This window comes from Paraburkholderia haematera, assembly GCF_905220975.1.
GTDB classification, from domain to species: domain Bacteria; phylum Pseudomonadota; class Gammaproteobacteria; order Burkholderiales; family Burkholderiaceae; genus Paraburkholderia; species Paraburkholderia haematera.
On sequence record NZ_CAJNBK010000074.1, the window covers coordinates 1 to 644 of the forward strand.

At 63.2% G+C, this 644-nt stretch carries 1 protein-coding gene; it reads right to left on the reverse strand.

The features are described 5' to 3' along the window. On the reverse strand, positions 1 to 644 hold a 644-nt coding region (locus tag KHO23_RS34910; protein ID WP_211617545.1), incomplete at both ends, for a GTP-binding protein.

Consider the following 644-nt stretch of genomic DNA (forward strand, 5'->3'; position numbering starts at 1 on the left):
CGCTCAACGCGACCCGTCACCACCGTGCCGCGACCCGAGATCGAGAACACGTCTTCCACCGGCATCAGGAACGCACCGTCAACTGCGCGCTCCGGCGTCGGGATGTACGTGTCCAGCGCGTCGGCCAGGTTCATGATCGCCACTTCGCCCAGCTCGCCTGCGTCGCCTTCCAGCGCCAGCTTGGCCGAACCCTTGATGATCGGCGTGTCGTCGCCCGGGAAGTCGTACTTCGACAGAAGTTCGCGAACTTCCATCTCGACGAGCTCCAGCAGCTCAGCGTCGTCCACCATGTCGCACTTGTTCAGGAACACGATGATGTACGGAACGCCAACCTGACGCGCCAGCAGGATGTGCTCACGCGTTTGCGGCATCGGGCCGTCTGCGGCCGAGCACACCAGGATCGCGCCGTCCATCTGCGCTGCGCCCGTGATCATGTTCTTCACATAGTCAGCGTGGCCCGGGCAGTCGACGTGTGCGTAGTGGCGGTTAGCCGTTTCGTACTCGACGTGCGCCGTGTTGATCGTGATACCACGTGCCTTTTCTTCCGGCGCCGCGTCGATCTGGTCGTATGCCTTCGCTTCGCCGCCAAACTTCTTGGTCAGCACCGTCGTGATCGCTGCCGTCAGCGTGGTCTTGCCGTGGTC